The organism is Plantactinospora alkalitolerans (genome assembly GCF_015690345.1).
GTDB classification, from domain to species: Bacteria; Actinomycetota; Actinomycetes; order Mycobacteriales; family Micromonosporaceae; genus Plantactinospora; species Plantactinospora alkalitolerans.
The window spans coordinates 1-22,692 of record NZ_JADPUN010000124.1 but is presented as its reverse complement, the minus strand read 5'-3'; the positions used below and the strand labels follow the sequence as shown (position 1 = coordinate 22,692).

Here is a 22,692-nt window from a genome sequence, read left to right as displayed (position 1 = left end):
CATTATCGACTCGCTGTCGGAACGACTGCCGAGGAGGTGTCGCGGTCAGGTTGGGCGCGGCTCGGTGGCCCGCTCTCGGTTCCTGATGGGTCTGGTCACCTGTTTCGCCACGCATGCCGGCATCCCGGCCGTCACGCGGACCGGCTGGTTCCGAAAGGTGCTGGGCGGCACGCCGACCAGCTCGGTGAAGCGGGTGCTGAAGGTGCCGAGCGATGAGCAGCCGACCGCGAAGCAGACCTCGGTGACGCTGAGTTCGCCACGACGCAGCAGCGCCATCGCGCGTTCGATGCGCCGGGTCATGAGGTACGAGTACGGCGACTCGCCGTAGGCGCGCCGGAACTCGCGGCTGAGGTGTCCCCCCGACATGTGTACGCCGCGGGCGAGCGCCTCGACGTCGAGCGGCTGGGCGTACTCCCGGTCGATCCGGTCGCGGACGCGGCGCAGCCGCGCGAGGTCGCGTAGGCGTTGTGCTGCGGCGGGGCTGCTGGTCACCTGCGGAATCGTGCCACGTCGTGGCGGAGTTGCCCAGCGTCTGGTGGCCGGCGGGCTACATGCCGCCGGCGACCTTGAGCACGGTCCCGCTGGTGTAGGAGGCGGCGTCGCCGAGTAGCCAGAGGATCGCGGCGGCGACCTCGTCGGCCTGTCCGGCGCGGCCGAGCGGGATTCGGGCGGCGGCCCGCTGGGCCCGGTCGGGTACGCCGGAGAGGGTGTGGATCTCGGTGTCGATGATGCCGGGTGAGACTCCGTTGACCCGGATCCGGGGTGCCAGTTCCTTGGCGAGGCCGATGGTCAGGGTGTCGGTGGCGGCCTTGACGGCGGCGTAGTGCACGTATTCGCCGGGGCTGCCGAGGGTGGCCGCGACCGAGGAGACGTTGACGATGGCGCCGCCGTCGCCGAGCCGGCGGGCGGCCTGTTGGGCGCAGAGCACGTAGCCGATGAGGTTGACGTCGACGACCCGGCGGAGGTCGCTCAGGGTCAGGTCGACGAAGGGGCCGATCGGGCTGGTGACACCGGCGTTGTTCACCAGGCCGGTCAGCTCCCCCAGTGTCCCGGCCGCGTCGAACAGGTGTCGGATCTGGTCGGGGTCGGTGGTGTCGGCGCGTACCGCGATGCCCTGGCGTCCGGCGGCGTGGACGTCGCGCAGTACTGTCGCGGCGGCCTGGGCGTCGCGGCGATAGCAGAATGCGACGTCGTGTCCGGCTGCGGCGAGTTGCCGGACCGTCGCGGCGCCGATTCCGCGGCCGCCACCGGTCACGACCGTTACCGGGGTCACTGTCATCTCGTCGTTCCTCCTCCGGATTCTGGCCCGGGGCGGGGTGTACCGCGTCGAGCCGGCGGGCGGGTCGGCGGCGGTGGGTCGTGGTGTTCGACGGGCTCTACCAGGGGCCCGATCCTGCCAGGTGCGGCGTGGGGCGGGTGGTCAGGCTGGCTGTGGGGGCTGTCACAGCGGCCGTGGCGGTTCGTTCGGGGTGGTGTGTTCGCCGTCGGCTCGGATTTTCTGTTGATCTCGATCCGGTGTGTCCGTCTCGACGTTGTCGGGCCGGCCTGGTAGTAAGTCAGGAATCAAACAGGTGTACGGAAGAGGGTTCTGATGGCTGCCGCGCGTACTGCCGACCAGGGGTTGTCCACCGAGGAGTTGCAGCACATCAGGGACGCGTTGGCGGGCGGTCGTAAGCCGAAGGTGTTGTTCACCGAGTCGGCGGGGCAGATCGCCGGTCAGCTCGGCCAGGTGGTCGAGTTGACCGATCCGGCGGTGTCCGAGGAGTGGGTGGTGGTCCGGTTCGGCCGGGACGAGTTGCCCTTCTCCCCCACCGATCTGGCTGTCGCGCCGCGTGGTGCGACGACGCGGCGGGTCGCGGCCAGGTCGGAGCCGGTGCCGGAGTCGGCGCCGGAGCCAGAATTCAAGATCGTCAGGGAGCCGGTTCCGGCGCCCCGTGAGGAGACAGTAGTGACCGAAGTGGACACTCCCCCGGCTCCGTCGGTGGACGCCGAGGCCAAGCCGGCGCGTCGGCCAACGAAGGCGGCGAAGCCGAAGGGGCCGGCGGGGTTGACCGTCACCCTGACGTACGCCGAGGGTGAGTGGACGTTGGCGGCGACCCAGGGGACGAAGTCGTTGGCGAAGCCGTACGTGATCAAGCCGGCCGAGGCGTTGAAGATGGTGGGCCTGATCGATGTTCCTGGGGTGCACGAGGCGGTGGAGCAGATTATGTCGGTGGAGCGTCGGGAGGCCGAGCAGCAGGCCGAGAGGTTGCGGACCGAGCTGGCCGAGATAGAGGCGCGGCTGGCCGAGTTGCGCGACGCGGGCTGAGCCCTGTTCCGACGCGGGCCGCGTGCCGTCGGGTGCTTGTCGTGCCCTGCGGTGCGCGGCGTGGCTGGTCGCGGGATACCGGCCGGCTTGGTAGGCTCGTCCCGGACCGTGACTGGCGCGCTGGGATGGGGTCAACCATCGGGAAGCGGTCCCGTCGAGTGACGTGTGCCGAGCGCCTGGGCCAATTTCTTTCCGCCCAGGAGGTCTTGTGGCCAGTCAATTGTCTGAACTCACCACCGAGTCTGTCGCGTTCCGTTCGGCTCTGGACGTGGTGCGGTCGGTGGAGCCGCGGGTGGCCGATGCGATCGGCGCGGAGCTGTCCGACCAGCGCGAGTCGCTGAAGTTGATCGCCTCGGAGAACTATGCCTCGCCGGCGGTGCTGTTGGCGATGGGTAACTGGTTCAGTGACAAGTACGCGGAGGGGACGGTCGGCCGGCGGTTCTACGCCGGTTGCCGCAACGTCGACACCGTGGAGTCGATCGCGGCCGAGCACGCCCGGGAGTTGTTCGGGGCGTCGCACGCGTACGTGCAGCCGCATTCTGGGATCGACGCGAACCTGGTCGCGTTCTGGGCCGTCCTGGCGGACCGGGTCGAGGTGCCGGCGTTGGCGCGGGCCGGGGTCCGGCAGGTCAACGACCTGACCGAGCAGGACTGGGCGGTGTTGCGGCGGGAGCTCGGTGACCAGCGGATGCTGGGCATGTCGTTGGACGCGGGTGGGCATCTCACGCACGGGTTCCGGCCGAACATCTCGGGCAAGATGTTCGATCAGCGCAGCTACGGTACGGATCCGGTGACCGGCCTGGTCGACTACGACGAGGTGCGGCGGATCGCCCGGGAGTTCCGGCCGTTGATCCTGATGGCCGGGTATTCGGCGTACCCGAGGCGGGTGAACTTCCGGCTGATGCGGGAGATCGCCGACGAGGTGGGTGCGACGTTCATGGTTGACATGGCGCATTTCGCCGGGCTGGTGGCCGGGAAGGTGTTCACCGGTGACTTCGATCCGGTGCCGCACGCGCACATCGTGACGACGACGACGCACAAGTCGCTGCGTGGCCCGCGCGGCGGGATGGTGTTGTGTGGGCCGGAGTTGGCCGCGCAGGTCGATCGGGGCTGCCCGATGGTGCTCGGTGGACCGTTGCCGCATGTGATGGCGGCGAAGGCGGTCGCGTTGGCGGAGGCGCGGCGGCCGGACTTCCAGGCGTACGCGGGTCGGGTGGTGGAGAACGCGGCGGCACTGGCGGAGGGGTTGTCGCGTCGGGGGGCGCGTCTGGTCACCGGCGGTACGGACAACCATCTCCTGCTCGTGGACGTGTCGGGGTACGGCCTGACGGGGCGGCAGGCGGAGGCGGCGCTGCTGGACGCGGGCATCGTGACGAACCGTAACTCGGTGCCCCGGGACCCGAACGGTGCCTGGTACACGTCGGGGATCCGGCTCGGTACTCCGGCGTTGACCAGTCGGGGTCTCGGTGTCGCGGAGATGGACGAGGTGGCCGGGCTGGTCCATACGGTGCTGGCCGGTACCCGGCCGGAGGCCGGGCCGGACGGTGCCGCGTCGAAGGCGCGGTACCGGCTCGACCGGGCGGTGGCGGACCGGGTGGCGGGTCAGGCGTCCGATCTGCTCGCGAACCATCCGCTGTATCCGATGATCGATCTGGGTTGACCGACGGTCCGGTGCCGACGGCACGGTCCTGGCTGGTCCGGGCGGCACGACGATCTGCGGCATCGGTCTGACGAGCGGGCCCGGTAGCACGATCAGCCGGGCCCGCTCGTCGTCGTGGTGGTGTCGCAATGCCCCGGATCGGTCCGACGGTAACCCGTGCGGCCTCTCGCGGTGTCTTAGTGGACGACGAGACCGGGAGGCTGGATGCGAGACTCGCGTGGCGCGGAGTTCGACGACTTCGTCCGGACGAGGTCGGCGACGCTGTTGAGGGTCGCCTACCTGCTGACGGGAGACCGACACGAGGCGGAGGACCTGCTCCAGGAGGTGCTGGAACAGGTCTACGTGCACTGGCGTCGGGTTCGGACCGTGCCGGAGGCGTACGCCCGGCGGGCTCTGATCAACCGGGCGGCGAGCCGATGGCGTCGGCGATCCCGGCGGCCGGAGCGGGCGCTGGGTGACCTCGACCCGTCGGCGCCGGACGGCACCGAGAACGTGCTGCTCCGGGAGTTGGTCATCGCGGCGCTGCGGGCATTGCCGCACCGGCAGCGGGCGGCGGTGGTCCTCCGCTTCCTGGAGGACTTGTCGGTTGCCGACGTCGCCGCCGCGCTCGACTGTTCCGAGGGTGCGGTGAAGAGCCACACGGCGCGGGGATTGGCACGGTTGCGTGCCGCGCTGGCCGGGTCAGGTCTCGTTCTGCCCGTCTCCAACGATTCCGGGGGTTTCCGATGACGATCAGTGACGGCGATGTGCGGGGCGTGCTTCAGCGTGCGACGGACCACCTGACGGACCCGCCGGGTCTGCTCGACGGGGTGCGTCAGGGTGGACGGCGACGCGTCGTACGCCGCCGCAGCGTCCTCGCCGCCGGCCTGGCGGTGGCCGCGGCGGCGTCGGTGGGCGGGGTGCTGCGGTATCCCGGCGGCCGGGCGAACCGGGTGGAGTTCGCCTCGCCGCTGTTCGACCAGCCGACCCGGGGCGACCTGGCTGGTGACGAGTTGCATCGGGGGCGGGTGCTGGAGGCGTGGCGGCAGCGCCTGGCCCGGATCGATCTCGGGGTACGCGGCGAACCGCACGTGGTGTGGGCCGGCGCCACTCCGGCCGGGGCAGCCGCTTACGTCATCCAGCGCAGCGCCGAGAACCCGGTGGTGACGGAACCGGACGGCGACCGTCTGGTCGGGTTCGCGGCGTTCGTCACGTCGCTCGAAGACCGGCTCAAGGTGATGACCGTCGAGCGGGTCACCGATGCCGGGATGGATGGGAACTCACAGGCGGCGCTGATCGGCGACGGCAACGACGTGCTGCTGGTGTTGGACGACGGCCGGCCGGTGGTGTTCTCGCCGGAGCTGCGGTTCGCCGCCGACGGAAAGGTCCGGCGGACGTTCCGGCCGGTGGTGTTCCAAAACGGGGCCGCGGTGCTGGAAGTGCCGCCGCAGCGTACGACGATCACGTTCGCGTTGTCCCGTACCCCGGTCGGCGCGCGCAATTCCCTGCGGGTCGACGGCACCAGGAAAATTCTGTTTCCGGAAGGCCAGAACCTGCCGGAGCCGACCTGGCTCACCCACACCCTGCCCGGTGCGAACGCGGTGTGGGGGGACGATCCCGAGGCGGAGGTCCGGCGGTACGTCGACGAGCCGGATGCCCTCGCCGGCTACAACGACGAGGGCGGTACGCACCGGGTGGACAGCAGGCCGGTGCTGACGGTGTACGGCGTCAGCGCGGACGGCCGGCGTCTGCTGGTGCAGACGATCCAGTACGTCGGCCATCCGGCCTGGGCGGTCGCGCTGCTGGGGCCGGTCGGCTCGCCGCTGCGGGTGGTGGCCAGCCGGGTCGTCGATCCGGATGCGGCGGTGCCGGTGCGGCTGCCGCTGCCGGACGGGCTGGGCACGCTGGTCGCCGCCGAGGGCGCGGCGTTCGGTTTCCGCCTTCGGAGCGGGCCGTGGCAGGACGCCGGCCGGGATGCCGCGCTGGTGCCGGCCGGCGCGGTCGAGCTCCGGGTGACGCCCCCGAACGGGCCGGCCAGCACGGTTCCGCTCCGCTGACCGTCGGCTGGTGGTGTGACTGTCGTGCGATCGTTGGACGATCGGTCGCACGACGCGCGACGGTCGGACGACGTGTGGTGTGCCGAGGGGCCGCTGCCGACGCACCGGTCGGGTGTGTCGGCAGCGTGGAACTCCTGGTCGTGCCGCGTCAGCCGGGGCTGGCCTCGGCCAGGCGTTCCCGCGCCTCGGCGAGGTCCTCTTCGGTTGGGGCGTCGTCCTGGGTCAGGGTGCGCCGCCAGTAGCCGGTGAAGTCGATCGACTGTCTGGGTAGTTGGCGGTCGTGCAGCAGGTGCCGGCGGAGGGCGCGTACGGTGCCGGATTCCCCGGCGAGCCAGGCGAAGACGGCGCCGGGTGGGAGGTTCGCGTCGCGTACGGCGTCGATCAGCAGGGTGCTGTGGCCGGCGGGGATCTCGCCGCGGTGCAGCCAGCGCAGGGTGACCTCGCCCCGGGTGTCGAACCGTTGCTCCTCGGCCGGGTTTCGGACCTCGACGAAGGCCAGTACGCGGGCGCCCTCGGGCAGTGCCTCGATGATGGTGCCGATCGCCGGAAGTGCCGCCTCGTCGCCGGCCAGCAGCAGCCAGTCGGTGCTGGTGATCGGGATGGGGCGGGCGAAGACCGGCGAGGGGCCGAACATCGCGAGGGTGTCGCCCGGGGTCGCGTGCAGCGCCCATCTGGTGGCCGGTCCGGCGTGCTCGTGCAGGGCGAAGTCGATCTCGATCAGGGTGCCGTGTGGATGGTGGGCCCGGATGGTGTAGCTGCGGGTCCATGGCCGTTCGGGTTCGGGGATGGTGGCGAACGACTCGTACCAGCGGTAGAGGTCGGGTTCGGGTTCGGGTATTCGGGGCCGGGACTGGCCGGGTCGGGGAAAGTGGAGTTTGACCTGTTGGTCGGGTCCGTCGAGGTGGAGATCGGCCAGGTCGTCGCCGGTGAAGGTGACCCGGGCCATGTGCGGCGTGATCCGCTGTACGTCGGCGACCCGGATGTACCGGATCGGTAGCTGCGTCATCGAGCCCTCCGAAGGATGCGCACGGGTAGCTGGTCAAATGCCCTCTCTGCGGGCCAATGGATTCAATTGTTTCATTGAATCGCCCGTTGAGACTCTGGCATGATCGACCGCTTCTGCGGTGGGCCTGGCGCCGTGAAAGCTTCAAGTGGGGCGCCAACCATCGGAGGAGCTGGCGGCTGCCGTCACTCCGGGATGTTGGCCACGCCGATCCGCTTGCGGAACACCCAGTAGGTCCAGCCCTGGTAGGCGAGCACGAGCGGGGCGAAGACGACCGCCACCCAGGTCATGACCTTGAGGGAGTAGGCGCCGGATGCCGCGTTGGCGACGGTCAGCGTGCCGGCCGGATCGGTGGTGGAGGGCAGCACGTTCGGGAACAGGGCGGCGAACAGGGTCGCCACGGTCAGTCCGATCGCGGCGGCGGTGCCGACGAAGGCCCAGCCCTCCCGGCGTACCCGGGTGGCGGTCAGGGCGCCGAGCAGCGCGACGGCGGCACCGGCGGCGAGCCCGACGGCGGCCGGGGTGTGCCGGATCGTCAGGGTGATCGCCAGGAAGGTGCCGGCGAGCAGTGTGGTGGCGAGTGCGCCACGGGCGGCGAGCCGGCCGGCGCGGTCCCGGACCTGCCCGGTGGTCTTCAGGGCGAGGAAGACGGCGCCGTGGGTGGTGAAGAGCGCGGCCGTGGTCGCGCCGCCGAGCAGGGCGTACGGGCTGAGCAGGTCGAGCAGGCCGCCCGCGTATTCGTGGTCGGCGGCGAGCGGCACCCCGCGCAGGAGGTTGGCGACGACGATCCCCCACAGCACGGCGGGAAGCAGCGAGCCGAGGAAGATCGCGACATCCCAGCGGTTCTTCCAGGCGGTGTCGGTGCGCTTGTGCCGGTACTCGAAGGCGACCCCGCGGAAGATCAGCGCGAGGAGGATCAGCAGCAGCGGCAGGTAGAAGCCGGAGAAGAGGGTGGCGTACCAGCCGGGGAAGGCGGCGAAGAGCCCTCCGGCGGCGGTGATCAGCCAGACCTCGTTGCCGTCCCAGACCGGGCCGATGGTGTTGATCAGGACGCGTCGTTCCCGGTCGTTCCGGCCGAGTACGGGCAGCAGGATGCCGACGCCGAAGTCGAAGCCCTCCAGGATGAAGTAGCCGGTGAAGAGCGCGGCGATGAGCAGGAACCAGACGGTGGGCAGGTCCACGGTGGACTCTCCGGTCGGGTCGGTGGCGGTCGGTCGGCGAACGTCGTCGGTCGGTGCGGGTACGCGAACGGATCAGTATGCGAACGCGAGCGGTCTATTCTCGTCGTCGGTGCCCGGGTCGGGTTCGGGAGCCGGTTCCACGTCGGGCAGGCCGGCTCGGGCGTAGCGCAGCAGCAGCCGGACCTCGACGACGGCCAGGGTGGCGTAGACGAGGGTGAAGGCCGTGAACGAGGTGAGTACCTCGGGCAGGGAGACGCTGCGGGACACGCCGTCGCGGGTGAGCATCTCGCCGAAGACGACCCAGGGCTGCCGGCCCATCTCGGTGAAGATCCAGCCGAAGCAGTTGGCGGCCAGCGGCAGGACCGGCATGACCAGGCCGGCCCGGAACAGCCAGCGTGAGGTCGGGGTACGGCCTCGGCGCTGGGCCCAGAGCACCCAGAGTGCGATCGCGGCGGCGGCCAGTCCGAGGCCGATCATGAATCGGAAGCTCCAGTAGGTGACCGGGATGATCGGCGTGTAGCCGCCGGGGCCGTACTGGCTGACGTACTGGGCCTGGAGGTCGTTGATCCCGCGGACCTGGCCGTTCGGGTCGCCGGTGCCGAGGATGGAGAGCAGGTAGGGGATCTTGATCGCGAACAGTTCGCGGCTGCCGTCGAGGCTGCCGACGGTGAGCACGGAGAACGAGGCGGGCGCTTCGGTGGTGTAGAGCGCCTCGGCGGCGGCCATCTTCATCGGCTGCACCTCCGTCATGATCTTGCCTTGCTGGTCGCCGGTGATCACGACGGCGACCGCGGCGGCGAGGGTGACCCACGCCCCGAACCGGGCGGCGAACCGGAACGCGGCCCGGTCCTGCCCTGCCTTCGTGCTCTCCGGGTCCGGGGTGTCGGTGCCGGTCGCGGCCGGAGCTGGTGCGTCGGCCGGGCGCCGGAGGTGCCAGAGCGCGATCGACACCATCAGCGCACCGGCGACCAGGAAACAGCCGGCGAGGGTGTGCGGGAAGGTGACCAGGGTGACCTTGTTGGTGAGTACCGCGACGATGTCGGTGAGTTCCGCCCGGCCGGTGTCGGGGTTGATCCGGTAGCCGACCGGGTTCTGCATCCACGAGTTCGCGGCCAGGATGAAGTACGCGCTCAGGGTCGAGCCGAGCGCGGCGGCCCAGATGGTGGCCAGGTGTACGCGCCGGGGCAACCGGTCCCAGCCGAAGATCCACAGCCCGAGGAAGGTGGATTCGAGGAAGAACGCGAGAAGGGCCTCGATCGCCAGTGGAGCGCCGAATACGTCGCCGACGAACCGGGAGTAGTCGCTCCAGTTCATCCCGAACTGGAACTCCTGCACGATGCCGGTGACCACGCCCATCGCGAAGTTGATCAGGAACAGCTTGCCGTAGAACTTGGTCAGCCGCAGGTATCGCGGATCTCCGGTGCGGTGCCAGCGGGTCTGCAGGACGGCGACGAGCACCGAGAGCCCGATGGTCAGTGGCACGAAGAGAAAGTGGTAGACGGTGGTGACACCGAACTGCCATCGGGCGACGTCGAGCGCGTCCACGCGAACCCCCAGGTATTTACTACGCGACGTAGTAAATACTACCTGCCGTCGTAGACGACCGCGCTGGGACGTCGATCACGTCCGGCAACGGCACGGGCGGATACCCGGGCCGGAACGCCGCGCTGGCGGGTCCGGAGTTCGACGCCACGTGTCCCGCCGGCTGTCCGGAGTCCGACGCCCCGCCGCAGCGGACCACCGGAGACGTGCGACGATCAACCGCTGATGGACACCACCACCGCCACCGAGCCGTGGCGCGCCCCCCGCCTCTGGCTGCTCCTCCAGGTGGTCGCCCGGGGCGTCGTCGCCCTGGTCGCCCGGCTCCGGGTCACCGGTGACGTGCCGGACGAACTGCGCCACGGGCCGCTGATCCTCGCCGCCAACCACATCAACCCGTTCGACCCGGTCGTGCTGGCCGCCGCCTGCCGGGTACGCCGGATCGCGCCCCGGATCATGGCGACCGGCGGGGTGTTCCGCGCCCCGGTCTTCGGCGCCGCCATGCGACACAGCGGACACATCCGGGTCGACCGGCGTACCCCGACCGTCGGCCTGGCCCTCGAACACGCGGCGGCGGCGGTCACCCAGGGCTCCGTCGTCCTGGTGTATCCGGAGGGCCGGATGGGACTCGACCCCGGCATGTGGCCCGAGCGGGGGAAGACCGGAACCGCCCGGCTCGCGTTCGCCAGCGGTGCCACGGTCGTACCGGTCGCGCAGTGGGGGGCGCACGAGATACTGCCGTACAGCGCGCCGCGTGGAGTGCTGCCGGCACTCGGTCGGGCACTGGTCCGCCGCCCGGTGATCCGGGTGCACTTCGGCCCGCCAGTCGACCTCGGCGACATCGACCCCCTCGGGCCGGGAGCCGCCGCGCGGGCCACCGAGGCGATCATCGACGCGCTCACCGCCACGCTCGTGCCGCTACGCCCCGACGAGCCGGACCTTCCCCGGTTCGTCGACCCGACCCGACCCACCGACACCCGACGCCAGCACCGACGCAGCCGCCCGAACGGCTCCGTCGGCAACTGAAGCCACCCGCAGTACGGCGTTCTACCGACCACAGCGGCTTCCGGACAATGGCGGCGGCCGGGCGACCCGGTTCCGCGACTACCTGGCCAAGGCGCGGCAGGCTGGTGACGACACCGCGTACCGGCACTATTGGGAGTTGTGCGTGTTGCTCGGTTTGCGTGACGGGTTGCGCTCCGGGGACGTGCACGTGCCGGGCTCGCGCCGTTACGCCGACCCGGGCACGTACCTGTTCACCTTGGATCAGTGGGCGCCGCGGCAGGCCGAGTTCTGCGCACTGGTCGGCAAAGCCGCCGACGGCCGCCACGCCCTGGAGCAGGGTGGGGAGGAGTTGCACGTCGCGGTGGCGGAGTTGGAGATAGTGCTGGCCCGATCGTCTCCCGACGATGTGGGTGCGGTCCGGCTCGACGCCGAGGGCCGGCTGGTGATCCCGCCGCTGACCGCCGAGGACGTTCCTACCGAGGCCAAGGCGTTGAAGCAGGAACTGGCGGGGATGCTCCCGTTCGCCCCGATCGCCTCCCTGCTGATCGAGATGGACCACCGGACCGGGTTTCTCGGGTGTTTCACCCACGCCGGCGGGCACAAGCAGGCCCAGTCGACCGAGCTCAAACGCAACATCCTCGCGGTCCTGATCGCGAACGCCACCAACCTTGGCCTGGTGAAGATGGCCGAGGCGTGCGGGGTGCCCTACGACGTCCTGGCCTGGACGCAGGAGTGGTACGTGCGGGAGGAGACGCTGCGCGAGGCGAACACGGTGATCGTGAACCATCACCACCGTCTGGACCTGGCCCGGGTGTTCGGTGGCGGCACCATGTCGTCGTCGGACGGGCAACGGTCCCCGGTGCGCGGAAAGTCATTGACCGCCCGGTCGATGAACATCCACTTCGCCGATCAGGGCCTGTCGACCTACACCCACGTCTCCGACCAGCATTCCACGGTCGGGACGAAGGTCATCGTCCCGACCACCCGCGAGGCGCACTACGTGCTGGATGACTTCCTCGGCAACGCCACCGACCTGCCGATCCGGGAACACGCGACGGACACGCACGGGGTGACGCTGATCAACTTCGCGTTGTTCGACCTGGTGGGTAAGGCGTTGACCCCGCGGATCCGCGACCTCGGGAAGATTACCCTGTGCCGCGACGACGCCCCCAGCGTCGTCAACGCCCGGTACCCGCACGCCGGGCCGCTGCTGAGCACCCGGCTGAACGCCGACCTGATCGTCGACAGGTGCCCCGATCTGCTGCGGATGGCGGGGTCGTTGAAGTTCGGGGAGGCAACCGCGTCGCTGATCGTCGGGAAGTGGTCGGCGGCGTCGCGGCAGAACACCCTCGCCGCCGCGCTCAAGGAATGGGGGACGCTGCGCCGCACGATCCATTCCGCCAGGCACCTGTCGGACCCGGTCTACCGGCGCAAGATCTCCCGGCAGCTCAACAAGGGCGAATCCCTGCACGCCCTGCGCCGCGACCTGCACTACGCCAACCAGGGCACCATCGCGTATCGCCAGGGCGTGAGTCGGCGAGGCACGCGTTCCACTGTGGCCGGTCGGCCTTGGTGCCGGTCGCGGTGTCGATGTAGGTCTTGAGGCAGTCCTCGCCGGTGAGGGCGTCAAGTTGTAGTTGTCGTCTGCGATAGGCCCGTTACCTTTTTGATCGTCCCCAGCCGGGGACCCTCGGTCGCCCAGCCCGGTATGACTTACTGCCCCTGTCGTACGCATGATCCGGGGGGTGTTGTCGCCGGGTCGGGTGGCGTCGGCGGACCGCTGATAGGGACCGGGCCGCCCCGTTTTGGGGTAGGTCTCCTCGTAACGTGGCTGCCGGGAGTCCGACGCCGAGACTGCGGCCGAGACTGCGCACGAGGTACGGAGGCGGCGGGTGCACGGCGATTACCAGGTGTTCCTGGGTTTGGACGTCGGCAAAGGTGATCATCACGCGGTCGGTTTGGCCCCGGACGGCAAGCGGTTACACGACGCGCCGCTGCCCAACACCGAGGTCCGACTGCGTGCCCTGTTCGACAAACTCGCCCGCCACGGGCGGATCCTTGTGGTCGTGGACCAGCCCGCCTCGATCGGCGCCCTGCCGGTAGCGGTGGCTCGGGCCTGGGGGCATCAGGTGGCCTACCTGCCCGGTCTGGCGATGCGCCGGATCGCCGACCTGCACCCGGGTAACGCCAAGACCGACGCCCGCGACGCCTACGTAATCGCCGACGCCGCTCGCACTCTGCCGCACACGCTCCGCAGGGTCGACACCGGCGATGACACCCTGGCCGAGTTGGAGATGCTGGTCGGCTACGACGACGACCTCGCCGGCGAGGCCACCCGTGTCTCCAACCGGATCCGTGGCCTGCTGACCCAGATCCACCCCCGCCCTGGAACGTGTCCTCGGCCCGAAGGTCGCCCACCCGGCGGTGCTGGAGCTGCTGCCGCGTTGCGGCGGCCCGGTCGGGCTACGCAAAGCCGGCCGCCGGAAGCTGACCTCGATCGCCGTGGCCCGCGCGCCCCGCATGGGCGACAAGCTGATCCAGGCGATCCTGGCCGCCTTGAACGAGCAGACCGTCACCGTTCCCGGCGCCACGGCCGCGGAGACGATCCTGCCCAGGCTGGCCGACTCCCTACGCGATGTGCTGCGCCAACGCGACCAGGTCGCCAGTGAAGTCGAGAGGATGCTTGATGCGCACCCTCTTGCCGCGGTCCTGACCTCGATGCCCGGCATCGGAGTCAGGACCGGAGCCCGGATCCTCCTCGAAGTCGGCGACGGCACCACGTTCGCCAGCTCCGGACACCTCGCCGCCTACGCCGGTCTGGCCCCGGTGACCCGCCGATCCGGCAGCAGCATCCGGGGTGAGCATCCACCCAAGGGCGGCAACAAGCAGCTCAAACGCGCGTTCTTCCTCGCCGCGTTCGCCGCCCTTGCCGACCCCGCCAGCAGGGCCTACTACGACCGGAAACGCGCCGAAGGCAAGAAACACAACGCCGCCCTCATCTGCCTCGCCCGACGCCGCGTCGACGTCCTCCACGCCATGCTCCGCGACAAGACCACCTACCAAGCCCGCCCCGCAGCCGCTTGACGAAACCCATAAGGGCACCCCCCTGGCCGAGACGCGTGTGACTAACTCGTCTAGCTGGTCAGGATCTGGCGCAGCCGTTGGTTGACATCCGCGTTCGGCGACCGGTCGTAGTTGCTCAGGTTGACCGCCGTCCAGCCGGTGCCCGGGTACCAGTCGACGCCGGTGGTCACGCCGGGCGCGGCGCCGCCGCGTCCGACGACCAACCGGCCGTTGATGAGGAAGTTGTCCGGCGCGTAGCTGGCGAACGGGGTGACCGCCGGCAGGTCGGGCCTGGGCAGCCTGGGCAGCTTCGGGGTGAGGAAGATCTCCCGGTAGACGGCGTTCAGCAGCGTGCCGCCGTTCAGCGCCCGGGCGAAGCGGACCAGGTCGGCCGCGGTGGCGAACGCGTTGCCCGCCGGGTTGCCGATGTAGACGTAGGCCTTCCCGTCGAGGGCGTCGTTCCGCGTCCCCGACTGGTCGGTGGGGTATGGGTGCGCGTAGCGGCTTCCGCTCTTCCACTGGGGCAGGGTGGTGAAGTCCGAGTCGGTCATGCCGGCCGGCCGGAAGACGTGTTCGCGGATGTAGTCGTAGTACGATTGGCCGGAGACCTTTTGGATGATGCAGCCGAGCACGTGGTAGCCGGAGTTGCTGTACGTGCTACCGGCGCCGGGCGCGAAGGCCAGCGACTCGGTGCGGACGTAGCGCAGGGTGCCGTCCATCATCTGTTCCGGCGTCGTCCAGGTGACCACCTCCTCGAAGTACCCCGGGTCTCGCATGAAGTCGCCCAGGCCGGAGGTGTGGGTGAGCAGGTGGTGGATGGTGACCCTGTCGGCGACCTCGGCGGCGAACCCGCTCGAGTGCTTGCCGATCGGGTCGAGCAGGGTCAGCGAGCCGCGCTGGGCGAGTTGGGCGACGGCGATCGCGGTGAACAGCTTCGTCACCGAGGCGAGGCAGTAGATGGTGTCGGCCCGGTTGCGGATGCCCTTGCGCTTGTCGGCGTAGCCGAACGAGCGCGACAGCACCGGACGGCCGTCGCGGGTCACCAGGACGGTGCCGGAGAACCGGTCCTCGGCCGCGAGTTGGCTGAGGTACCGGTCGAACTCCCCGCCCGGCCGCAGCGCCGCCGGGATCGGCATGTCGCGCGCCGGCGTCGTGCCGGTCGATCCGGTGCCGGCGGTGCCGGCGGTGCTGGGCAGCGACCAGGCACCGCCGGCGGCCGCCGCCGGGGCGACGGTCAGCAGGCCCAGCAGGAAACGTCGGCCCAGCGGCCGGCGGGTACGGGATTCCTCCGATGTGGTCATGCGCCCTACTGTGCGTCCCGCGCGGCCCTACCGACATCTGTCCTGGGACAGACCCGGCGTCTGTCGCGGGATATACGTGGCGGTCCGCCCCCGGGAGAGTCGCCCGCCGGTGATCGGACCCTAGACTCGCGACCATGGCCCAGTTCGGCGTGTCCGCCCTCCGCGCCTGGATACGCCGACCGCTGGTGCAGGACGCCGCGCTGGCGGCCGGGCTGCTCGCGGTGTGCCTGCCGGTGAACGACCCGGTCGCGACGGTCCGCGCGATCGGCATGCACGCGCCGGGCGTCGTATCGGGGCCCGGCGTGGTCTGGGGGTGGTGGCTCGCCACGGCGCTGACCGTCGCCACCGTCGCGCTGCGCCGGCGCTGGCCGCTACCGGCGCTCGCGGCCTGCACCGTGGCCACCGCCGCGCACCTGGCTCTGATCCAGCTGCCCATGGTCGTGGACCTGGCCGTGCTGCTACTGCTCGGCACGGTCGCGGCGCGGTGCACCCGCGCGGTGTCGCTCGCGGCGCTGGGCGTCCTGATGCTGTTAGCCGGCGTCTGGTGCCTGCCGTACGCGTCGGCCGGGCGACCCGTGACGGGGCTGCCGGCGTTCAGTGTCCAGGTCGGCGGCCCTGGCGACACGCCCGACGCGGCCGACTCCCACGTGACGCTCTGGGGCGGACCGGTGCTGCTCGCCGCGGTGTTCGCCGCGGCCTGGGCGATCGGGTCGGCCGCGCGCAACCGGCGGGCGTACCTGGACCAGTTGCACGTCCGGGCTACCGACCTGGTACGAGAACGCGACCAGCGCGCCGCGCTCGCGGTGGCCGCCGAACGCGGGCGGATCAGCCGGGAGATGCACGACGTGGTGGCGCACGGGTTGTCGCTGATCGTGATCCAGGCGCAGGGCGCCGACGCCGCGCTGGATCACCGGCCCGCGGACACCCGCGAGGCGCTGCGCACCGTCGTCCGGACTGGCCGCGACTCGCTCGCCGACATGCGTCGGGTGCTCGACGCCCTTGGCGAGGTGGAGGACACCTGGCACCCGCAGCCGGGGCTCGACGCCCTGCCCAGCCTGCTCGACCGGGTACGCCAGGCCGGCACGCCGGTGTCGCTGCGGGTGGACGGCACCGTCGCGACGCTGCCCGCCCCGGTGGACCTGTCCGCGTACCGCGTCGTCCAGGAGGCGCTGACCAACGTGATGAAGCACGCCGGGCCGGGCGCGCGCGCCGACGTGGTCGTCCGGTACTCCGACACGCGGCTCGGCATCCACGTCGCCGACGACGGTCGCGGCCGGTCGGCCGACAGCGACGGCGGCAACGGGCTGCGCGGCATGGACAGCCGGGTACGGCTGCTCGGTGGCCGGCTCGACACCGGTCCCGGCCCGGACGGCGGGTTCCTAGTCCGCGCGGAGCTGCCCATCGAGGGGCGGGCGTCGTGATCCGGGTCCTGCTCGCCGACGACCAGGCCCTGGTGCGTACCGGCTTTCGCATGATCCTGGACAACGCCCCGGACATGCGGGTCGTCGGCGAGGCGGGCGACGGGGCGGCGGCGGTCGACGTGGCGTTCGCGCTCGCGCCGGACGTCGTGCTGATGGACGTACGGATGCCCGAGGTCGACGGCGTCGAGGCCACCCGCCGCCTCGACGCCGGGGGCTGCCCGAGCCGGATCCTGATGCTGACCACGTTCGACCTCGACGAGTACGTGTACGCCTCGCTGCGGGCCGGCGCGAGCGGCTTCCTGCTTAAGGACACGCTCGCCGCTGACCTGCTCTCGGCGATCCGTGTCGTCGTGCGTGGCGACGCCGTGGTGGCGCCCAGCGTCACCCGCCGCCTCCTTGAGCGCTACGTCGGTACCGGACCGGACCCGTCCGCGCTCACCGCGGCGAAGGGTCTGACGAGCCTGACCGATCGCGAGCGCGAGGTGCTGGCGCTCATCGCCCGCGGCCTGTCCAACGCCGAGATCGCGGCCCGCCTCTACGTGGCCGAGGGCACGGTCAAGACGCACGTCAGTCGGTTGCTCACCAAGCTTGAGCTCCGCGACCGTGTGCAGGCCGTCGTCTTCGCGTACGAGTCGGGCCTGGTCCGCTCCGGCCTCGGCCGACCGTAACCGAGCGCCGCGTGGCGCGCCGCCGAGCGCATCGCCGCCCGGATCGGATTCGCGGTCGGAGTGGAGGCGGTCGACGTCCCGGCCCGCCGGGTCGGTGTCGACGGTGTAGGAGGAGCGGACCCAGCCGGCCCGTTGCAGGAGGTCGAGCAGTCCCGTCTCGACCTCCTGCAACGCGACGACGTCCGCGTCGGCCCGTTCCAGCGCCCTCAGCAGCAGCGGTCTGCGTCGGGCCGTGTCGATCCGATCACCGTCGTAGCGGTCCCACAGGACGATCCAGGTCAGCACGCGCAGCCGTACGGTCGCGGGCCCGGTTCCGGTGGCTGCCGGGATGACGGCGTCGTGCCAGCCGACGAGCGGATCCCACCGGAACGGCGTACCGGCGGTGAAGAACGGTGCCCGGAGACGGCGCGGATCCCGGACCCGGCCAGCCGACGACGAGTCGATCCGGTCCAGGCCCGCCGACCGGTCCCAGACCACCTCACCATCGGCCTCGATGAACAGGACCCGGTGCCACGGGACGTCGCCGCCGGGTACGAACGCGGGCAGCGGCACGCGGGCGGGACCCGGCCCCCGGACGTTCACCCCGAGCACGAAGCGGGCTGGATCGAACCGGGGATCCCAACGGATCCGGTGGTAGATCTCCTCGCTGGTCCGCATCCTCAGGCCACCCCGTCGGCGGAGGCGGCCAGCGCCGCACCGGACGGTGAGCCGGCGGCAACCGCCCGGGTTCCGGCCCCGCCCGGCCGAAGGTCACCGGACTCGCCGGGCCGAACGTCACCAGGGGCGTCGTCGGTGTCGATGTCGACTTCGGCCCGGTCATCCGGGGCGAAGGCCCGGGTCTCCAGGTCGTCGGAGAGAGTCCCCGCGACGTCGGCGACCGTCCCCTCCGGTCCGATGTACCAGGTGCGGTGCGCGTCCCCCGGGTACGGCGGCCAGAATCGACGCAGCTGGGCGGCGAGGACCTCCGACGGCACCGGATGGGCCCGGCCGGCGTTGCGTCGGACGAGGACATCCTCCGGAACCAGCAGCACGGCATGTGTGGTCAACGCGTCACGCCGGCGGGCCACGGTGTGCACCAGGGAACGCTGTTGCCGGTTCAGGCCGGTGGCGTCCCAGACGGTCGTCCCGCCGTCGGCGAGTCGCCGGTCGAGCCGGTGCAGGCCCTCCCGCAGGACGGCCGCGTTCGCACGCTGGTCGGCGCGTGAACCCCGGGCCTGTCGCAGGTCGTCCAGGGACACGACGGCGTCGACGCCGGGAAGGCCGCGGGCGACGGTGGTCTTTCCGCTGCCGGACGGTCCCACGAGCATCACGAGGCGGGGGAAGTCCCCTGACCGCCACCGCCAGCTCGCCGCAGGTGCCTCCCTGGGCGTCCTGATCCGGCCCTGCGCGTACGCCTCCCGGGTCTCGGCCCAGCACCGGTCCGCCACGTCGGGGGCGTAGTCACGCAGTGCCGACCGCAGTTCCGCCCGCAGCGGCTCCAGTGGCGCCGCACCGAGCAACTCGGCCTCGTCGGCGTGCAGTTCCGACCAGGCGACCTGCTCACGCGCCTGCGCCGAGGCGTCGTCGGTGCGGCCGGCAAGTACGGCGGCGGCGACCGCGTGCAGGATCCCGAGGTCGGCCGCGACGGCCAGCCGGACCAGCCCGGCCCGACGCTCCTCGTCGGGAAACCGCCGCTGCAGGCCGGGGTGCAAGCCGACGAGGTCGGCGACCCGCCGCGCCGGCGGCATCCCGACCCGCGCCACCAGCCGGGCTGCCAGCCACGTCCGGGGGCTGCCGTGGAACAGTGCGGCCAGCACCCCGGCGAGCCGGAGATCTCCGCCCCGGCCCAGCAGGGCGAGTCGCGCGCCGACGTCGGCCACCGCCGCCTCGGCTCGGTCGACGGCCGCCGCCTCGGTGCCGGTGTCGTCGTCGACCGTGGTCGGCTCGATCGCGCCGGGACCGCGGGCCGTCCGCAGGTCGGTGCCGGTCATACCGCTGGCGGCCAGCAGCCGTGGTACGTCGACACTGCCACCGGACCGTACCTCCCAGAGCGGTGCGTGCGGTCCGAGGCCGTTCTCCACGACCGGGGCGAGCATCCAGTGCTCGTCCGTGCGCACGTGGTGTCGACGTACCCACTTGGCGACGCGCCGGCCGAACGCGTGATGGGGAAACCCCGCGACGGTCCGCACCACGTACCCCTCCTGGCGGGCCGGGTCCAGCGGCAGCGTACGCAGGGTGCGTTCGTCGAAGGTGCCCCGCCACAGCACGGGCGGAACCGGAAGGCCCAACCGCCGGGTGAACCGCACCGTCCGGTCCCAGTCCAGGCAACGGTCGCCGGCCCAGACCGAGAAGGCGTAGAACCAGCGCTCCAGATTCTGGTACCCGATCGAGTGCCGGGCGTAGACGTTCTCTCCGCAGATCCGCCAGCCCGACGGCACCCCGGCGGCGATCCTGCCGTGCAGGGCCTTGATCCAGGCACGGGACGGATGGTGCGCCGAGTCGAGGGAGCGGGCGTGCAGTCCGTCCCGGTACAGGGTGGTGTTCTCCCCGTCGAGTTTCTCGGTGACCACGACCTCCCGGCCCAGCAGCTCCGACAGGTCGCTGACCCGCACATCGTCCGAGGCGACCCCCGGCGACCAGGGCAGGTGGGGGGTGCGGGGGTAGGGCACTCGCATGATCCGCTCCCGTGACGAGGTGGCGGGCGGAAACGGTACGCAACTCCGCCCGCCTCGAACCACCCAATTAGGCCGGTGGTGCCGTATGGGACCCTCGGTGCCCGGTGCCCGGACCCTGGACTCCGGCGGGTGGGAGGGATCGACAGTGGACGAGTCGATGGCAGTGGACGAGTCGACGGCAGTGGACGAGTCGACGGCAGTGGACGAGTCGACGGCGCCCAGGGCCGACCGGGGTACGGCGGTACGGAGCCCGGCCTCGACCTTCCGTCGGTTCGCCAGGGTTCCCGGCTGGGGCGGTTGGCACGGTTGGGGTGAGGACAAGTGCGGGCGGTCGGGCTGGCAGCGGGGCCGGATCGCCGCCTCGCTGGCCGGGCTCGTCGCCTGTCTGCTCGCGCTCCACGACGCCGTACCCAACGCGGTCGGCCGGCTCGGCAGCCTGCTGGAGACGTTCCTCCCCTGGCTCGGCCTGGCCATTCCGGTCCTGCTCGGCGTGTCGGTGCTGCGTCGCTCGCTCGTCGCCCTGCTCGCCCTGGCGCTGCCCGTGGTCGCCTGGCTCGGCCTCTTCGGCGGCGCACTGCGGCCGGGGGACGATTCGCCGTACGACCTCACCACGGTCACGCACAACGTCAGCGACGAGAACCGGGATCCGGCGGGCACCGCGAGGGCCCTGATGGAGGTCGAGCCGGACCTCGTCGCGCTGGTGGAGCTGACCCCGCCCGCACTGCCGGACTACGCGCAGACCCTGGCGTCGACGTATCCGCACCATGCGGTGCGGGGCACGGTCGGGCTCTGGTCCAAGCTCCCGCTCGCGGACGTACGGCCGCTGGAGATCAGACCGGCCGGGGTCGGCGCGGACTGGAACCGTGGCCTGAGGGCGACCGCCCGGACGTCCCGGGGCGACATCGCGGTGTACGTGGCTCACCTGCCCTCACTGCGGCTCGGGCTGCCGGAGGGCTTCGGATCCGCGCGGCGGGACGAGAGCGCGGTACTGCTCGGTGCGGCGGTCGCCGCCGAGCACCTGGAAGAGGTGATCCTGCTCGGCGACCTCAACGGCACCGTCGACGACCGTGGGCTGGGTCCGGTCACCGCACAGCTGGGTACGGCGGAATCGGACTTCGCGTTCAGTTGGCCCGCGACGCTGCCGGTCGCCCGGATCGACCAGATCCTGGCCCGATCGGCGACCGTCACCAGGGTCTGGGCACTACCGGCGACCGGCAGTGACCATCTGCCGATCGCGGCCCGCATCCGGTTCTGAGGTGTGAGGAAGGGGCCCTTCTTCTACAGAAAGCGATAAGAAGGGGCCCTTCCTCACGAGTCCTCACGAGCGACGTTGGCGCACGTACGCGAGTACCGCTTCTCTGGTGGTACGTACCCCGAGCGCCTCCCGGGCCTGGGCGATCCGCCGGTTCGCGGTACGCAACGACAGGAACTCGGCCGCTGCCGCCGCGGCGATCGTCTCGCCGTCGGCCAGCCGTTCCAGCAGCGCCCGTTGCTCCGGGATGAGCCGGCTGAGCGCCGTCTCGTTGTCGTCCGTCTCCGGCTCGTCGTCCGGATCCTGGTACACCGGCCCCAGCCGGCTGAGGTCGTCGACCAGGGCTCGGCCGATCTCGCCGGTCGGGTCCACGATGGCCACCACACCCGCGCCCCGGGCGGCGGCCAGCACCGCCAGCCGGACCGTCTCGGTGTCCGGTACCCGTCCGAACAGCACGAGCTTCGCCCTGGCCAGGTCCCAGCTGGGCTCGGCCACCGCGAAGCCCTCCCGGGTCAGCCAACCGTCCCGGGCCAACCGGCGCAGGACGCTGGTCGCGGCCGTCGCCGAGGGCACGACATAACGCGGTGGATCATTCATCGCCGCATCTTCCGCACCCGTCACAGGACCTCCAGCGCCAGCGCAGCGGCCTCGGTGCGGGTGCGTGCGCCCAGCTTGCGCATCCCGGACCGGACGTGGGTCTCCACCGTCTCAGCAGATATACCCAGTTGGCCGGCGATTCGTCGGGTCGGTTCGCCGGCCGCGACGAGGCGCAGTACCTCGCGTTCCCGTTCGGTGAGGTCGCCGTCGGAGCGGGCACCACGGTTGTCGCGGCGCACCGCGTGCCGGCGGAGTGCCCGACGGGTCCGGCCCAGCAGCACCACCAGCCCGGCCTGTTCGGCGCGCTGTTCGGCGCTCAGCAGCGACGGCACGCCCCGCGCCGGATCCGGTTCGTGCAGTCCGGCGGCGAGCAGGCAGCGCACCTCCTCCCGGACCGCCAGTTCCCGCCAGCCGGCGGCGGCCAGGGTGAAGCCGGCCGGATCACCGCCCGGCGTATCCCAGGCGGCCAGCGTCTGGCGGATCGGCGCCGGAGCGGTTCGGCCGGTGTCCGGCCACGGCGCGGTGTCGGCGCCGGGTGCCGGTACGGGGCGGCCACCGTCGGGCCTCGGACCACCGTCCGGTGTGACACCGGACGGGTCGACGGACCCGGCGGCCGCCGGGTCGTCCGCGGACCCGGCGTCCGCCGGGCCGCTCGTGGATGCGGCACCGGCGGTACGCGCGCCGTCGTAGGCCGCCCAGCGGGCGGTGATCTGCCGGAGACCGTCGACGAGGGGCGGTCCGCCGGACGGTGACCCGCCGGCCCGCTCCGGTTGACCGTCGAGCCAGGCCGCCTCCCGGCTGACCCAGTCGAGCAGCGCGTCGAGCGTCGGGGAACCGATCGTGGTCGCCGCCAACCGGGCCCGGGCCGGGCCGAGCAGTCCGCCGTCCGCCTCGACCAGGCTCGCGGCGGCCACCGCGTACCCCCGGGCCGGGCCCGGCAGGGTGCGGTCGGTCAGGTCGCCGGCCCGGCGCAACGCCTCGTCGGGGCCGAGCGTGGGCAGTCC

At 71.5% G+C, this 22,692-nt stretch carries 17 protein-coding genes, 3 pseudogenes and 1 riboswitch; of the genes and pseudogenes, 10 read left to right on the top strand and 10 right to left on the bottom strand.

Features of this window, described 5'->3' with window-relative positions; translation table 11 throughout:
* Positions 1–45: 45 nt before the first annotated feature.
* Together I0C86_RS11480 and I0C86_RS11475 are read right to left on the bottom strand one after the other, a co-directional pair.
* Entirely contained in the window at positions 46–492 is a 447-nt protein-coding gene (locus I0C86_RS11480) for a helix-turn-helix transcriptional regulator (RefSeq protein ID WP_196201209.1), read from the bottom strand.
* A gap of 55 nt (positions 493–547) precedes the next feature.
* Positions 548–1,273, bottom strand: a complete 726-nt coding sequence (locus tag I0C86_RS11475; RefSeq protein ID WP_196201218.1) for an SDR family oxidoreductase — start codon at positions 1,271–1,273, stop codon at positions 548–550.
* Positions 1,274–1,591: 318 nt separating this feature from the next.
* Between I0C86_RS11475 and I0C86_RS11470 the strand changes: the two genes are divergently transcribed.
* The 4 genes from I0C86_RS11470 (at position 1,592) to I0C86_RS11455 (ending at position 6,004) form a co-directional block, all read left to right on the top strand.
* A complete protein-coding gene (locus I0C86_RS11470) occupies positions 1,592–2,308 on the top strand; it encodes a hypothetical protein (RefSeq protein WP_196201208.1) in 717 nt (238 codons plus the stop codon).
* Positions 2,309–2,406: 98 nt separating this feature from the next.
* Positions 2,407–2,497: riboswitch (ZMP/ZTP riboswitch) on the top strand.
* Positions 2,498–2,528: 31 nt separating this feature from the next.
* Complete coding sequence (locus I0C86_RS11465) at positions 2,529–3,968, top strand: glycine hydroxymethyltransferase (RefSeq protein ID WP_196201217.1); 1,440 nt, start codon at positions 2,529–2,531, stop codon at positions 3,966–3,968.
* 204 nt (positions 3,969–4,172) lie between these two features.
* A complete protein-coding gene (locus tag I0C86_RS11460) occupies positions 4,173–4,697 on the top strand; it encodes a SigE family RNA polymerase sigma factor (protein ID WP_196201207.1) in 525 nt (174 codons plus the stop codon).
* Positions 4,694–6,004, top strand: coding sequence for a hypothetical protein (locus I0C86_RS11455; protein WP_196201206.1), 1,311 nt, complete (start codon positions 4,694–4,696; stop codon positions 6,002–6,004). Before I0C86_RS11460 ends, I0C86_RS11455 begins: the two co-directional genes overlap by 4 nt.
* Positions 6,005–6,152: 148 nt before the next feature.
* Here the strand turns inward: I0C86_RS11455 and I0C86_RS11450 are convergent, their stop codons facing one another.
* The 3 genes from I0C86_RS11450 to I0C86_RS11440 all read right to left on the bottom strand — a co-directional run bounded on the left by I0C86_RS11450 (position 6,153) and on the right by I0C86_RS11440 (position 9,733).
* On the bottom strand, positions 6,153–7,010 hold the full coding sequence (locus tag I0C86_RS11450; RefSeq protein WP_196201205.1) for a siderophore-interacting protein: 858 nt from the start codon (positions 7,008–7,010) through the stop codon (positions 6,153–6,155).
* A gap of 182 nt (positions 7,011–7,192) precedes the next feature.
* On the bottom strand, positions 7,193–8,188 hold the full coding sequence (gene cydB, locus I0C86_RS11445) for a cytochrome d ubiquinol oxidase subunit II (RefSeq protein ID WP_196201204.1): 996 nt from the start codon (positions 8,186–8,188) through the stop codon (positions 7,193–7,195).
* Positions 8,189–8,260: 72 nt separating this feature from the next.
* A complete protein-coding gene (locus tag I0C86_RS11440; protein ID WP_196201203.1) occupies positions 8,261–9,733 on the bottom strand; it encodes a cytochrome ubiquinol oxidase subunit I in 1,473 nt (490 codons plus the stop codon).
* A gap of 222 nt (positions 9,734–9,955) precedes the next feature.
* On the opposite strand from I0C86_RS11440, the gene I0C86_RS11435 reads away from it, so the two are divergent.
* The 3 genes and pseudogenes from I0C86_RS11435 (at position 9,956) to I0C86_RS11425 (ending at position 13,816) form a co-directional block, all read left to right on the top strand.
* Entirely contained in the window at positions 9,956–10,753 is a 798-nt protein-coding gene (locus tag I0C86_RS11435; protein WP_196201202.1) for a lysophospholipid acyltransferase family protein, read from the top strand.
* 79 nt (positions 10,754–10,832) lie between these two features.
* Positions 10,833–12,314 (top strand): annotated as a pseudogene (locus tag I0C86_RS11430) (Tn3 family transposase); the annotation flags it as partial.
* Positions 12,315–12,624: 310 nt separating this feature from the next.
* A pseudogene (locus I0C86_RS11425) lies at positions 12,625–13,816 on the top strand (IS110 family RNA-guided transposase).
* Between the two features lie 50 nt (positions 13,817–13,866).
* Here I0C86_RS11425 and I0C86_RS11420 read toward each other — a convergent pair.
* Positions 13,867–15,096 carry a serine hydrolase domain-containing protein gene (locus I0C86_RS11420; protein ID WP_196201200.1) on the bottom strand — a complete coding sequence of 410 codons (1,230 nt, stop codon included), beginning with the start codon at positions 15,094–15,096 and terminating at the stop codon, positions 13,867–13,869.
* A 134-nt stretch (positions 15,097–15,230) separates the two neighbouring features.
* Between I0C86_RS11420 and I0C86_RS11415 the strand changes: the two genes are divergently transcribed.
* Together I0C86_RS11415 and I0C86_RS11410 are read left to right on the top strand one after the other, a co-directional pair.
* The gene (locus I0C86_RS11415; protein WP_196201199.1) at positions 15,231–16,517 is read left to right on the top strand and encodes a sensor histidine kinase; all 1,287 of its coding nucleotides are present in this window, start codon (positions 15,231–15,233) and stop codon (positions 16,515–16,517) included.
* Positions 16,514–17,185, top strand: coding sequence for a response regulator (locus tag I0C86_RS11410; protein WP_196201198.1), 672 nt, complete (start codon positions 16,514–16,516; stop codon positions 17,183–17,185). The genes I0C86_RS11415 and I0C86_RS11410 overlap by 4 nt, the downstream gene beginning before the upstream one ends.
* A 474-nt stretch (positions 17,186–17,659) precedes the next feature.
* On the opposite strand, the pseudogene I0C86_RS45440 reads toward I0C86_RS11410, so the two are convergent.
* Together I0C86_RS45440 and I0C86_RS11400 are read right to left on the bottom strand one after the other, a co-directional pair.
* Positions 17,660–17,842 (bottom strand): annotated as a pseudogene (locus I0C86_RS45440) (DUF504 domain-containing protein); the annotation flags it as partial.
* A gap of 2 nt (positions 17,843–17,844) precedes the next feature.
* Positions 17,845–19,839: an RNA ligase family protein gene (locus I0C86_RS11400; protein WP_196201197.1), complete on the bottom strand. Its 1,995-nt coding sequence runs from the start codon at positions 19,837–19,839 to the stop codon at positions 17,845–17,847.
* A gap of 145 nt (positions 19,840–19,984) precedes the next feature.
* Here I0C86_RS11400 and I0C86_RS11395 point away from each other — a divergent pair, with 145 nt between their 5' ends.
* Entirely contained in the window at positions 19,985–21,094 is a 1,110-nt protein-coding gene (locus tag I0C86_RS11395; protein WP_323373589.1) for an endonuclease/exonuclease/phosphatase family protein, read from the top strand.
* Between the two features lie 63 nt (positions 21,095–21,157).
* Here I0C86_RS11395 and I0C86_RS11390 read toward each other — a convergent pair whose 3' ends face one another.
* Together I0C86_RS11390 and I0C86_RS11385 are read right to left on the bottom strand one after the other, a co-directional pair.
* Positions 21,158–21,688, bottom strand: a complete 531-nt coding sequence (locus tag I0C86_RS11390; protein ID WP_196201196.1) for a LuxR family transcriptional regulator — start codon at positions 21,686–21,688, stop codon at positions 21,158–21,160.
* Between the two features lie 20 nt (positions 21,689–21,708).
* On the bottom strand, positions 21,709–22,692 hold a 984-nt coding region (locus I0C86_RS11385; RefSeq protein ID WP_230393982.1), incomplete at its 5' end, for a LuxR C-terminal-related transcriptional regulator.